15 protein-coding genes are annotated in these 13,478 nt (G+C 41.4%); all 15 read left to right on the top strand.

All coding sequences use genetic code 11. The features are described 5' to 3' along the window. Window positions 1–90 precede the first annotated feature (90 nt). The 15 genes from upp (at window position 91) to G7Y32_RS05335 (ending at window position 13,329) form a co-directional block, all read left to right on the top strand. Complete coding sequence (gene upp, locus G7Y32_RS05405; protein ID WP_003048829.1) at window positions 91–720, top strand: uracil phosphoribosyltransferase; 630 nt, start codon at window positions 91–93, stop codon at window positions 718–720. A 182-nt stretch (window positions 721–902) separates the two neighbouring features. Further along, complete coding sequence (locus G7Y32_RS05400) at window positions 903–1,493, top strand: ATP-dependent Clp protease proteolytic subunit (protein ID WP_165211702.1); 591 nt, start codon at window positions 903–905, stop codon at window positions 1,491–1,493. 54 nt (window positions 1,494–1,547) lie between these two features. Further along, a complete protein-coding gene (locus G7Y32_RS05395; protein WP_165211699.1) occupies window positions 1,548–2,000 on the top strand; it encodes a YlbF/YmcA family competence regulator in 453 nt (150 codons plus the stop codon). 2 nt (window positions 2,001–2,002) lie between these two features. Continuing rightward, window positions 2,003–2,287, top strand: coding sequence for a YlbG family protein (locus tag G7Y32_RS05390; protein WP_165211696.1), 285 nt, complete (start codon window positions 2,003–2,005; stop codon window positions 2,285–2,287). A 396-nt stretch (window positions 2,288–2,683) separates the two neighbouring features. Beyond that, a complete protein-coding gene (locus G7Y32_RS05385; RefSeq protein ID WP_165211693.1) occupies window positions 2,684–3,871 on the top strand; it encodes an ABC transporter substrate-binding protein in 1,188 nt (395 codons plus the stop codon). Between the two features lie 52 nt (window positions 3,872–3,923). Beyond that, entirely contained in the window at window positions 3,924–4,808 is an 885-nt protein-coding gene (locus tag G7Y32_RS05380; RefSeq protein WP_165211690.1) for a branched-chain amino acid ABC transporter permease, read from the top strand. 3 nt (window positions 4,809–4,811) lie between these two features. Beyond that, on the top strand, window positions 4,812–5,765 hold the full coding sequence (locus G7Y32_RS05375) for a branched-chain amino acid ABC transporter permease (protein WP_004227852.1): 954 nt from the start codon (window positions 4,812–4,814) through the stop codon (window positions 5,763–5,765). After that, window positions 5,765–6,529: an ABC transporter ATP-binding protein gene (locus G7Y32_RS05370; RefSeq protein WP_165211687.1), complete on the top strand. Its 765-nt coding sequence runs from the start codon at window positions 5,765–5,767 to the stop codon at window positions 6,527–6,529. Before G7Y32_RS05375 ends, G7Y32_RS05370 begins: the two co-directional genes overlap by 1 nt. After that, on the top strand, window positions 6,529–7,239 hold the full coding sequence (locus G7Y32_RS05365; protein WP_165211684.1) for an ABC transporter ATP-binding protein: 711 nt from the start codon (window positions 6,529–6,531) through the stop codon (window positions 7,237–7,239). Before G7Y32_RS05370 ends, G7Y32_RS05365 begins: the two co-directional genes overlap by 1 nt. A gap of 296 nt (window positions 7,240–7,535) precedes the next feature. Further along, a complete protein-coding gene (locus G7Y32_RS05360) occupies window positions 7,536–8,000 on the top strand; it encodes a hypothetical protein (protein WP_165211681.1) in 465 nt (154 codons plus the stop codon). Window positions 8,001–8,214: 214 nt separating this feature from the next. Next, the gene (gene cpsA / locus G7Y32_RS05355) at window positions 8,215–9,675 is read left to right on the top strand and encodes an LCP family glycopolymer transferase CpsA (protein ID WP_165211678.1); all 1,461 of its coding nucleotides are present in this window, start codon (window positions 8,215–8,217) and stop codon (window positions 9,673–9,675) included. Between the two features lie 2 nt (window positions 9,676–9,677). Beyond that, window positions 9,678–10,406, top strand: a complete 729-nt coding sequence (gene cps4B / locus G7Y32_RS05350; protein WP_004228022.1) for a capsular polysaccharide biosynthesis protein Cps4B — start codon at window positions 9,678–9,680, stop codon at window positions 10,404–10,406. Between the two features lie 12 nt (window positions 10,407–10,418). Further along, a complete protein-coding gene (locus tag G7Y32_RS05345; RefSeq protein ID WP_004225963.1) occupies window positions 10,419–11,108 on the top strand; it encodes a Wzz/FepE/Etk N-terminal domain-containing protein in 690 nt (229 codons plus the stop codon). Between the two features lie 8 nt (window positions 11,109–11,116). After that, window positions 11,117–11,857: a tyrosine-protein kinase gene (locus tag G7Y32_RS05340; RefSeq protein ID WP_165211675.1), complete on the top strand. Its 741-nt coding sequence runs from the start codon at window positions 11,117–11,119 to the stop codon at window positions 11,855–11,857. Between the two features lie 569 nt (window positions 11,858–12,426). Next, window positions 12,427–13,329 carry a PepSY domain-containing protein gene (locus tag G7Y32_RS05335; protein ID WP_165211792.1) on the top strand — a complete coding sequence of 301 codons (903 nt, stop codon included), beginning with the start codon at window positions 12,427–12,429 and terminating at the stop codon, window positions 13,327–13,329. The last annotated feature ends 149 nt before the right edge of the window (window positions 13,330–13,478 follow it).

Below are 13,478 nucleotides of genomic sequence, written 5' to 3'. Positions count from 1 at the left end.
TTTCTGAATTTTCCTGCTAAATGCTAGATGTTTTGATATAATAAAGAAAACAACTAGAAAGGTGGAAAGCTTCTAGGAAGCTGACACATTATGGGAAAATTTCAAGTTATTTCACATCCACTGATTCAACACAAATTATCAATTTTACGTCGTGAGGATACCTCAACTAAGGTTTTCCGTGAATTGGTTAATGAAATTGCTATGTTGATGGGGTATGAAGTCTCTCGGGATCTGCCGTTGGAAGATATTGACATTCAAACGCCAATCACCAAGACGACTCAAAAGCAATTAGCTGGTAAGAAATTAGCTATTGTCCCCATCTTGCGGGCTGGAATTGGCATGGTTGATGGTTTAGTCAGCTTGGTTCCGGCAGCTAAAGTTGGTCATATCGGGATGTATCGCGATGAGGAAACGCTTCAACCAGTTGAATATCTCGTTAAATTGCCAGAAGATATTGATCAAAGACAAATCTTCTTAGTTGACCCAATGTTGGCAACCGGAGGTTCGGCAATTCTGGCGGTAGACTCCTTAAAAAAACGTGGTGCAGCCAATATCAAATTTGTCTGCTTGGTAGCTGCTCCCGAAGGGGTTAAGGCTCTCCAAGAAGCTCATCCAGATATTGATATCTATACCGCAGCATTGGACGAAAAACTTAATGACAACGGCTATATCATTCCGGGTCTTGGTGATGCGGGTGACCGTCTCTTTGGAACCAAGTAGAGGTAATAGTGAAAAAGAGAAACAGTCTTTCGGATTGTTTCTCTTTTGATGTCTGTAAGTTTTTTATTTGACCTATTTTGACCAAACAGCTATAATAGTGACACGATGATAAGACGGGGAAAGATTCGCTTGCATAGCTGACTTGTCTTATCAAAATTTAAGTTAAGAAACGGAGAACCTTTATGATTCCAGTAGTTATTGAACAAACCAGCCGTGGAGAACGTTCCTACGATATTTATTCCCGCCTTTTAAAAGACCGTATTGTCATGCTGACAGGACCTGTCGAAGATAATATGGCCAATTCTATTATTGCTCAGTTGCTTTTCTTAGATGCCCAAGATAGCACTAAGGACATCTACCTCTATGTTAATACACCAGGGGGCTCTGTCTCAGCTGGTCTGGCTATTGTTGACACAATGAACTTTATCAAGTCAGATGTTCAAACCATTGTCATGGGGATGGCTGCTTCTATGGGAACGATTATCGCCTCTAGCGGTGCCAAAGGCAAACGCTTCATGCTGCCAAATGCAGAATACCTCATTCACCAACCAATGGGCGGCACTGGCGCTGGTACGCAGCAAACAGATATGGCTATTGCGGCAGAGCAGTTGCTAAAAACACGGAATAATTTAGAGCAAATTCTAGCTAATAATTCTGGCAAAACGGTTAAGCAAATCCATAAAGATGCTGAACGTGACTATTGGATGTCGGCTAAGGAAACTCTTGATTACGGCTTCATTGATGAAATTATGGAAAATAATGAATTGAAATAAAATGAAAAACTGGCAGTTGATCTGACCAGTTTTTTAATGTGCTATAATAGAAACATGTTAGAAATCAATGAAGAGTTACTGGCGATCGATGATGCTGTTGACCGTCTCGCTAAGCTTATTTTAGCCAGCCCACAGGCTAAAAATTATCAAATAGCTAAAGCTAATGTCTTAGCTGATCAAGAACTGCAGAGTCTATTAGCTCGATTTCAAGACTTACAGGAGAGTTACGAAGAGCAAAAAGGATTTGTCAAGTATCGGTCGGAAGTGGTTGACCTTCGCCGACAGGTCTTACAGCTCAAACGCCAGATAGATTTGACCCAGACCATGCAGGAGTTTCGGGCAGCAGAAGTAGCTCTGCAAGAGGTCTTGGCTGGCATCACTGAGCAGTTAGCCCAGACCATTTCATCTGATATTTTTGTTGATACAGGCCTTCCCTTAGCCCCTCACCATCATCAGCACGGCCATGGGCGGGGTCAGAATATTCGTGAGAAAGGAAAAGTACAATAGCCATGTTTGAAAAACAAGAGCGACTAGGGATTATTGTTTACCTCTATTATAATCGAGATGCCCGCAAGTTAAACCGCTATGGGGATATGATTTATCATTCACGGCGTTTTCGCTACGTTCATCTCTATCTGGATGCTGATAAGCTGGAGGAAACCTTAGAAATCTTGAAAAAATTAAAGTTTGTCAAGCGCGTGAGGCAATCACATTTTGATGAGATTGATCGTGATTTTGTTGGCAGTCTTTACCGAGAAGACAATAAGTCAGAATTGGAGCCAGAGCAGTCTTGAATTGCTTTGTAGCTTTAAAGGGGCTCTCTAAGGCTAAAAACATCGTCAATTTTTATGTGAGGCAAGTGTTAAGCTTAGCCTCTTTTTGTTGAGATTTTCTAATTAAAAGATAGGCGTCACAAAAGGAACTAATTAAGCCCCGTCTAAATTGTCTTTATTAGCAGCTTTTGAATAGGGATAAGCAAATGCTCTTGACAATTATCAGATAATTCTGTATTCTATGAAGTAGATTTTTGAGACCAGCCTGAACTAATTTTCAGCGTTCTCTTGTATCTTATACTAATTGAGCATGACTTGAGTTACAGGAAAGCCCCTTGACTTCCAAAACGCAATTTGGTCCATGGGGCTTGTCTTGTACTTTTAGTCTCTGCATCTTATTTTAAGGAGAATAATCTGATGTACAAAAAGATTATCGCAACTGGTATGCTTCTGCTGGCTGCTGTAACATTAGTAGCTTGTGGTAAGTCCCCTGACGTTACCAGCAACGCTGCTGGGACAGAAATTGGTGACACCATTAAAATTGGCGTAGATATGGAATTAACGGGACCTGTATCTGCCTATGGCTCAGCCGAAAATCAGGGGATTAAGCTGGCTGTCAAGGAAATTAACAAGGCGGGCGGTGTCAATGGTAAAAAGCTGGAATTGGTGACCAAGGACAATAAGTCCGATAATGCTGAAGCTTCTACATCAGCAACAAACTTAGCTGTTCAAAGCCAAGTTAATGCCATTGTCGGTCCAGCTACATCTGGAGCGGTTTCAGCAGCTTCGCTGAATGCTCAAAAAACAGGAGTTCCTCTCCTTTCCCCTAGCGGAACGCAGGATGATTTGACTATTGATAATCTCAATGGAAAAACACAAACCAAGCAGTTTGTTTTCCGTACGACTTTTAGAGATAGTTTTCAAGGGCAAGTACTAGCTCAGTATGCATCGGAAAACCTACAGGCGAAAAAGGTTGTGCTGTTTTATGATAACTCCAGTGACTACGCCAAAGGAATCGCTGATGAGTTCAAGAAAACTTACAAGGGGGAAATTGTTTCCACTAAGACTTTTGCGGCGAAAGATACAGACTTCCAGTCAGCTCTGACAAGTATCAGGGACCTCGATTATGATGCTATTGTTATGCCGGGTTACTATACTGAAACGGGACTGATTACCAAACAAGCGCGTGATATGGGCATCAGTGCACCAATCCTTGGTCCCGATGGTTTCAGCGATAAGACTTTTGTGAGTTTGGCAGGTAAGAAGAATACGACGAATGTTTACTACGTGTCGGGCTACTCTACCAAGATTGCCTTGTCCGGAAAAGCTAATGATTTTATTAGCAACTTTAAAGAAACCTACGGTTCAGAACCCAATATGTTCTCGGCCCTTGCCTACGACTCGGTCTATATGATTGCAGCAGCAGCAAAAGGGGCAGATAATTCCATCGAATTGGCTTCTAATCTGGCAGCTTTGAAGAATTTTGAAGGAGTCACTGGCAAGATGACTATTGATAAATACCATAATCCGATTAAATCAGCTGTTATGGTGAAATTGGACAATGGTACAGAAAGTTCTGCCGAAGCTGTAACGGTTAAAAAATAAGTCATACTTGTACAACTGCATTAATGGATAAAACTAGAAAGTTTGGTATTTTATGTTACTTGAACAACTCCCACAACAACTAGTTAATGGTATTATTCTGGGAAGTATCTATGCCCTGCTGGCCCTAGGTTATACCATGGTTTACGGGATTATTAAATTGATTAACTTTGCTCATGGAGATATCTTCATGATGGGGGCTTTTATCGGCTACTATGCCATCAATGGACTCCACATGAACTTCTGGCTGGCCCTTACCTTTACTATGGTATTGACGGCTTTGCTGGGAATGTTGATTGAATTCTTAGCCTACCGCCCTCTGCGCAATTCCACGCGAATTTCAGCCTTGATTACAGCCATCGGGGTATCTTTCCTATTGGAATATACGATGGTTTACTTTGTTGGTTCTAATCCTCGTTCATTTCCTGAATCTATTCAACAGCACAATTACGATTTAGGACCAGTGACAGTCACCAATATTCAGCTCCTAATCTTGGTTGTGGCCATTGTGTTGATGGTAGCTCTCCAAGTCATTGTTAAAAAAACCAAGATGGGGAAGGCCATGCGGGCTGTGTCGGTGGACAGTGATGCTGCTCAGCTGATGGGAATTAATGTAAATTCAACTATCAGCTTTACCTTTGCACTGGGGTCAGCTCTAGCTGGTGCAGCAGGTGTTCTGATTGGTTTGTACTATAATTCTATTGATCCTTTGATGGGGATGATTCCTGGGATCAAAGCCTTCGTCGCTGCTGTTTTGGGTGGTATCGGTATCATTCCGGGTGCTGCCTTGGGTGGTTTTGTTATCGGGATTTTGGAAACTTTGGCAAATACGGTCAACCTATCAACCTACCGCGATGCGATTGTCTATATTGTACTGATCATTATCCTTTTGGTTCGTCCAGCTGGAATCCTCGGTAAAAATGTGAAAGAGAAGGTGTAAGACATGAAACAGAATTTAAAATTAAATCTTATCTGGCTTGCGCTGATTGCTCTCATCTATGCTGTTCTGCAAATTTTAGCTAGCAGTGGTATTTTGAACCTCTACTATATCCAGATCCTAATGGGAATTGGTATCAGTATTTTGATGGGCTTGGGGACTAATCTAGTCTTAGGATTTTCAGGTCAATTAACTTTAGGACAGGCTGGGTTCATGGCTATTGGTGCTTATTCTTCAGCCATCATTACGACCTACTATCCAACCTATGCTGCCTTCTACTGGTCTATCCTAGTGGGCGCTGTTATTGCAGCTGTCGTCGCTATTGTTTTCGGTTTGCCGACCCTACGTTTAAAAGGGGATTATCTCGCCATTGCTACCTTAGGTATGGCGGAAATTATCCGTATTTTAATCATTAACGGCGGAACGTTGACAAATGGAGCCGCTGGGCTAACAGGAATTTTGCCTTATACAACTTGGCAAGTCATCTTTCTTTTTGTAGCAGTCATTACCATTCTTGTATTAAACCTTTTGCGCTCATCAATGGGACGTCAGATTATCACCTTGCGTGAGGATGAGATCGCAGCCGAAGCTATGGGTGTTAATGTTACCAACAGAAAAGTGCTAATCTTTGCAATCGGTGCGGTTATCTCAGCTATTGCCGGTTCCCTCTACGTCAGCTATATTGGGACCATCGTCCCTAAAGATTTCCAATTGATGAAATCCATTGATTATCTCATCGTGGCCGTTCTCGGCGGTCTGGGTTCTATCACAGGGACGATCATCGCAGGGATTGTTTTGGGAATCTTGAACATGTTCCTACAAAATGTATCGGAGCTTCGGATGATCATCTACTCTATCGCCCTTATTTTGGTAATGATTTTCCGTCCGAGCGGTCTCTTAGGAACTAAGGAATTCACGCTGTCGCGTTTCTTTAAAAAGAATAAGGAGGGCAACCACTGATGGCACTTCTTGATGTAAAAAATTTGACCAAAAATTTCGGCGGACTGACTGCGGTTGGTGATGTTTCCCTCGAGCTCAATGAAGGTGAGTTAGTTGGTCTTATCGGTCCTAACGGTGCCGGTAAAACAACTCTCTTTAATCTTTTGACGGGTGTTTATGTTCCCAGCGAAGGTACGGTAACACTTGATGGTACCCTCATCAATGGTAAGGCCCCGCACAAAATTGCCTCACTAGGCTTGTCACGAACCTTCCAAAATATCCGTCTCTTTAAGGATATGACTGTTTTGGAAAATGTTTTAATTGGATTTGCCAATCGTCACAACGCTCATATTTTGGCATCCATTTTCCGCCTGCCTAAGTATTATCAAAGTGAAAAGGAACTTAAGCAAAAAGCAATGGATCTGTTAGCCATCTTTGATTTGGCTAACGATGCCAATACTTTAGCTAAAAATCTTCCTTATGGGCAACAACGGCGTTTGGAAATAGTGCGTGCTCTGGCTACAGAACCTAAAATTCTCTTTTTAGACGAACCCGCTGCCGGTATGAATCCGCAGGAAACGGCAGAGCTGACCGCCTTAATTCGTAAGATTAAGGAAGAATTTGGAATCACAATCATTCTAATCGAGCACGATATGAATTTAGTGATGGATGTAACCGAACGTATCTACGTGTTGGAATATGGCCGTCTTATCGCTCATGGCACACCGGATGAAATCAAGGCCAACAAACGCGTTATTGAAGCCTATCTTGGAGGTGAAGCCTAGTGTCTATGTTAAAAATTGAAAACCTCTCAGTCAGTTACGGTGCCATTGAAGCTGTAAAAGACGTCAGCTTTGAAGTCAACGAGGGGGAAGTAGTATCCCTCATTGGTGCTAATGGTGCCGGTAAAACGTCTATCCTTCGAACGATTTCGGGTCTTGTTCGTCCCAGTCAAGGAACCATTTCCTACATGGGTAATGAGATCCAAAAGGTAGCTGCGCGTAAGATCGTAGCAGACGGGTTAGCTCAGGTTCCTGAAGGCCGTCATGTTTTTCCGGGACTGACCGTTTTAGAAAACTTGGAAATGGGAGCTTTCCTCAAGAATGATAAGGATAAAAATCAGGCTAATCTAAAGAAAATCTTCGATCGCTTTCCGCGTTTGGAAGAACGTAAAAATCAGGATGCAGCCACTCTTTCTGGTGGTGAACAGCAGATGTTGGCCATGGGGCGCGCTCTTATGAGCCAGCCCAAGCTCTTATTATTAGATGAACCTTCTATGGGACTGGCCCCAATCTTTATCCAAGAAATCTTTGATATCATTCAGGATATTCAAAAGCAAGGGACAACGGTTCTTCTGATTGAGCAGAATGCCAATAAGGCGCTCTCCATTGCTGATCGCGGTTATGTCCTTGAAACTGGAAAAATTGTTCTTTCCGGCACAGGTCAAGAATTGCTGGCATCTGATGAAGTCCGCAAGGCCTACTTGGGCGGTTAGGTAATTTCTCTAAATATCATAAAAATGGCTAGAAATATTTTTCTAGTCACTTTTTATATCACCAGATTTGTACGAACTTGAATAATTACCAAAATAAGCTATAATGAGAATTAAGTCTGCTTTAAAAGCAGGGACAATCCGCTTTACATCAGGCTTGCTTGAGCTCAGATGAGATATTGCTGAGCAGGAAGAATTATTTCTAAGGGAGAGATGGCTAGTTTCGTTGCTTTAGAAGGGTTTGAGCGAATGAACTGGTAAGGATTTTCCAAATTTAAATCAAAAAGAGAGAGGGACTTATGAAATTCAAAAAAAGTGAAAGACTGTATTTACTGATAAGCATTATCTTACTTATCTTGATTTTGGCAATGTATATGCTGGCTAAGCGCTCCAATACGGCCAAGACTGGCAATGTCGAAGTCGCCCCAACGCATATTTCAACCAGCTCTTCATCCGATAAAGAATCTGATTCTGTCGAATCAGACTTGGAGCATCTAGAAAACAACCCAAGTCAAGATAAGATTGAAGATATTCAAGATAAAATTGATCAAGTCAGTGATAAGAGTCGGAAGTCGGACTATCAGGAACGCCTGAATATTGTTAAAGCTAATCTTGCTGTCGATGAAGCAGACACCAATCGGACAGCCGACAGCATCCAAGAGGCGCAGGCTGCTATTGATGAACTATCCACTCAATCTAAAAAGGATGAGCTCCAAGCTCGTCTGGATACGATTAATCAAGCGAGCCAAACCGCCGGCCTTTAATTTTTATTAAATGATTTCAGTTAAAAATAAAATTTTATCCATCTTTGTTTCGGTTTTTTTAGGGGAGAAGGCCTGATTTTACAGGCTTTTTCTAACTTTTAATATCTTTAAAATTATGACAGACATATTAAAAATGAATTAAAATTCCTTGGAACTGAGATGAAATTTCGGTATAATAAGTCCATAAATAAATGATACTGGAGAAGCAAAATTAATGGCAAGACATAATCGCTCAAAGGCAAAAAGTTTTAGTACGCATTATTTCGTAAATATTTTATTATTTATACTTTATACGGCGGTCACTGGTATGACTCTCTTTACCATGTATACCTATCATTTTTTGGCCTTCCGTTATTTGAATGTCATCTTGACCCTGGTTTTAGGTCTTGTTTTTCTTTTGTCTGCTTTTTTGACCGTCAAGGGAAGAGCTAAACTTGTCAATAGCTTCTTGCTTGTAATTTTTACGGTCCTATCGACCATAACCTTTCTCGGGTTTAATAAAGTGGTTAATTTAGCCGGAGGCCTCAATAACTCAACTAAGTATTCAGAGGTTGAAATGAGTGTTGTTGTCCCTAAGGACAGCTCGATTAAAAGTGTTAAAGAACTTGACGCTGTGGAAGCACCAACTCAGAGTGATGGTACGAATATTGATGAATTCATCAAGCAGATTAAGGTAGACCAGTCTAAGAATTTATCCGTTAATCACGTTGACTCCTATGCCCAAGCCTACAGCGACTTGATGGCAGGTTCAACCCAAGCTATCGTACTCAACAGTGCCTACTCAAGCCTGATTGAAAGCCAAGATAAGGACTTTAATAAAAAAGTTAAAAAAATCTACACCTATAAAATTCAAACCGCTAATAAAACGAGCTCAAAGAAAAAGGTTGATACCAACGCCTTTAATATCTATATTTCAGGTATTGATACTTATGGTCCCATCAACTCTGTTTCCCGTTCAGATGTTAATATTATTGCAACTATCAATCTCAAAACTCACAAGGTGCTCTTGACAACAACTCCACGTGATGCCTATGTACCAATTCCTGATGGCGGCAATAACCAAAAGGATAAATTGACCCATGCTGGTATCTATGGTGTTGAAACCTCGATGAAGACGTTAGAGAATCTCTACAATATTGATATTGATTACTATGCGCGCCTCAACTTCACTTCTTTCCTCAAGTTAGTTGACCTTCTGGGTGGGATTGATGTCTATAATGACCAAGCCTTCACGGCCCATACCAACAAGGATTATACTTTTGAAGTCGGAAATGTTCATCTCGATTCGCAAGGGGCTCTGGCTTTTGTCCGTGAACGTTACAGCCTGGAAAATGGCGATAATGACCGCGGTAAGAACCAAGAGAAGGTTATCACTGCTATCATCAATAAGTTAGCATCTGCTAAGTCTGTCTCTAAGATTTCTTCGATTGCTAATAATTTGCAAGATTCTATCCAAACCAACATGCCTCTGAATGATATCATGACGATTGCCAATACCCAATTGGCCTCTGGTGCTTCGTTCAAGGTCAGCTCTCAGTCTGTTACAGGAACTGGCTCGACAGGTGAATTACCATCTTATGCTATGCCAGGTGCCTCACTCTATATGATGCAGTTAGACGATGCGAGTGTCAGTGCTGCCGGTGATCAGATTAAAGATGTCTTAGGAGGAAAATAGACTTGATTGATATCCATTCACACATCGTTTTTGATGTGGATGATGGGCCTAAAACGCTCCAGGAAAGTCTAGCGCTAATTGCTGAGAGTTATCGGCAAGGGGTGCGCACGATAGTGTCAACTTCCCATCGGCGTAAAGATATGTTTGAAACGCCTGAAGATAAAATTTATGCTAATTTTTTGCAGGTTAAAGAAGCAGCGGAGGAAAAATTCTCTGATTTAACCATCCTATATGGAGGAGAGCTCTTCTATACCGAGAATCTCCGACAAAAGTTAGAAGAAGGTACAGTGCCGACTATGGCTGGAACAAGCTATGCCTTGATTGAATTTAGTATGCACACACCTTGGAGAGATATTCACCAAGCTTTGACGAAGGTTTTGATGCTGGGGATTACTCCTATTGTTGCCCACATTGAGCGCTATAATGCCTTAGAAGGAAAACCTGAGCGAGTTCAGGAAATTATCAATATGGGCTGTTATACTCAAGTCAACAGCAACCATGTCCTCAAGCCCAAACTTTTTGGAGACAAGGAAAAACGCTTTAAGGTGAGAGGCCGTTACTTTTTAGAGCAGGACCTTGTCCACTGCATCGCCAGCGACATGCATAATCTGGATAAGCGCCCTCCTTATATGGAGCAGGCCTACCAGCTTGTTGCCAAGGTTTATGGCGAAGCCAAAGCTCAAGAGCTATTTAAAGAAAACATTCACGTTCTACTCAAGAATGAAAACTAATAAGGAGAGACTATGACTTCAGCAGAAAATGCATCGTTTGAGATTGATGTATTCGCCCTACTTAAGAAATTATGGAACCGGAAATTTTTAATTATTTTCGTAGCCCTCTTATTCGGCTTTGTAACCTTGTTTGTCAGTGTATTCATTATTCCAAAGACTTACACAGCTGGAACTCGGATTTATGTCGTCAATAACAGCACGAGTGACTCGATCAATTATCAGGATATTCAGGCAGGGACTGACTTGGTTAATGACTACAAAGAAATCATCCAGTCGCAAGATGTCCTTGATGATGTTGTCAAAAAGGAAAAATTAGATATCAGTTCGGATGAGCTGGCTAAAAAAGTTAGTGTTCAGGTACCTACTGATACTCGCCTCATTACCATTGCTGTCCAAGATAGAAGTCCTCAGGAAGCTAGTCGGCTGGCTAACGCTGTCCGAGAAGTTGCTATTCAAAAAATTAAGGATGTCACCAGAGTTGATGATGTAACAACTGCTGAAACGGCTAAGGTTCCAACCTCGCCAACCTCACCGCGCATCAAGAGGAATCTGGTTCTTGGCACAGCAGCAGGAGGCTTTATTGCAGTTGTGACTTTGATAATCTTTGAAGCTCTTGACGACCGCATCAAAACGAGTGAAGATATTGAAAAAGCTCTTGATCGGACCTTGCTCGGGGTTGTTCCAGATATTAATAGCCTATAGGAGGAATTATGGGTTACTTAGAATTATCCAGTAAACAAGAAAAAACAATTGATAAAGCTGAAGAATATTACAATTCCATTCGTGCCAATATCCAGTTTAGCGGAAGCGACATTAAGGTCATTGCCTTGACCTCTGTCCAACCCAAAGAAGGGAAATCGACAACTACAATGAGCTTGGCTGTGTCCTTTGCCCGTGCTGGCTATCGAACGCTCCTGATTGATGCGGATACTCGCAATTCTGTTATGATGGGGAGCTTCAAACCGGACGGTCCAGTCAAGGGCCTGACGGATTTCCTCTCAGGAAATGCAGACTTGCAAACGACTATCAGCCGGACTAATATTCCTAATTTAACCATGATTCCTGCTGGGCAGGTGCCGCCTAATCCAACGGCCCTTTTTCAAAGCGATAATTTCAAACGTATGATTGAGGCCGTTAGAGAGCATTACGATTATGTTTTGCTTGATACGCCGCCGATTGGGAAGGTTGTCGATGCTGCTATTATTGCCCAAGACTGTGATGCTTCCGTCCTTATTACTGAAGCAGGCGTTATTCGCAGCCGCTTTGTGAAAAAGGCCATTGAGCAGATGGAAAAAAGCGGGGCCCAGTTCCTCGGTGTTATCCTCAATAAGGTGGATGAAAAATCAGAAAACTACGGCAACTATGGCAGTTATGGTAGCTACGGGGATTACGGTAAGCGAACTGCCGCAACCCGCACTAATCATACTAGTCACACTCGCCGGGCCAAATAAAAATTAAGAGAAGCCGTAAGGTTTCTTTTTTCTATTTAAGAGCAACACCGTTCTCAAACAATAAGATTTATCAGAAGAGCAAGGATGTGATGGAGGCGTACAACTTGTGCTAAAATCAGAAGAAGCCAGCGTTTCAAACCTCAAATTCCCTTGGCTTTTGGAACGATTCTTTAGTGGCTTTTAAATGTCTCATTAATTTAGATAAAAAATGTATGAACTATTAAGCTTGAATAAATTTCAAATTCGATATTCTCTGTAAGAAAAATGTAATGCTCACAAGCTATTTTGGGATAGAAAGTTTAGTAGCGCTTTTGTTTCCTGAAACAGAATGGCAACAGTCCTTATATTTAATCTTTAATCTAATTTTACAAGCCTTTTGAAGGTTTGACAGAATAATCTTACCTCGGTAAAATGTGGAACGGAGTTAGCCAAGGCTATCTCTATAAATAATGTTCGCTACTGTGTCCGGAAGGTAGAGGATCGTTCAAAAGCTAACTGGCTCCTTGTAACCGGTTTGGGATGCCAGTCTAGTAGTGTTAGACCAATAAGGAGAATGACCAATGACAAAAATGACTAAATTGTTTAGGACTAAAAAGTTACCTTACGCCGCTTTGACAACTATTGGCCTTACAATAGCAAGTTTCAGTGGCCTATCGGCAGTTTCTGCCAACTCCCATTCTAGTGCTGACTGTATCAGCCAAGAACAGGCTAAAACAGTAGCTCTTAAAGATTGCGGAGTCAAAGAAAAACAAGCTCACTTTACTAGGGTCCAAAAGACAAGTTACCAAAATAAGGTAGTTTATGTTATTGATTTCCAAAAGGGTCAAGAGGAATATAACTATACTGTTGATGCCCATAAAGGAACGGTAACGCAAAAGGATAATAAGTCTCAAGCGTCACAAGCAAGCACAGATACTACCCCAACTGACTCAGCACCTAGCACCTCTGCCCCAACTAATGGTACTGGTGAAAGCTCACAAGCTGGCAGTTCAAGTTCTTCCTCTAGTCAAGCTGGCTCGAATTCATCTTCTCAATCATCAGGTGGCCAAAATCAAGCGATGGTTACCAATGAAGAAGCTAAGCAAATTGCTTTGAACAATGCTGGTTTAACAGAAACTCAAGTTAATGAACTAAAGGTCGACAAGGATCAACAAGATGACTCACCAGTCTACAAGATTAACTTTAAGTATGGTGAATGTGATTATTCATACGTTGTTAGTGCCGCAAATGGCAGTATTTTAGAAATCGATAATGATACTGAAAATTCATCAGAACAATCAAATTCAACTAGCCAGTCAACTCAAACCGACCATTCAAGTCAAGCGTCACAAGGAAGCCAAGATTCAAACAATAGTGCTTCTAGTCGAATCGATGATCAAGATGGTGACTATGACAGTGATAATGATCAAAACCACCACGACGGTGATGATGATGGCGACGATGATGAAGATTTGAACGATGAATATGAATAAATAGATAGCGAGCCTATTTTTATACGAGTCAAGCTGGTTTTCTGGCTTGGCTTTTTTCTTGTGTTATAATAGAAAAAACGCAAGTAAAGAGCCGATCTACCTAGCTGAGAGCTAGGATCAGAAGTTTTAGTAAGAAAAATCCCAAGCCA

The sequence above is a fragment of the Streptococcus tangpeifui genome, assembly GCF_011038795.1.
Taxonomy (GTDB): Bacteria; Bacillota; Bacilli; order Lactobacillales; family Streptococcaceae; genus Streptococcus; species Streptococcus tangpeifui.
This window is presented reverse-complemented; position numbering and strand designations above follow the sequence as displayed.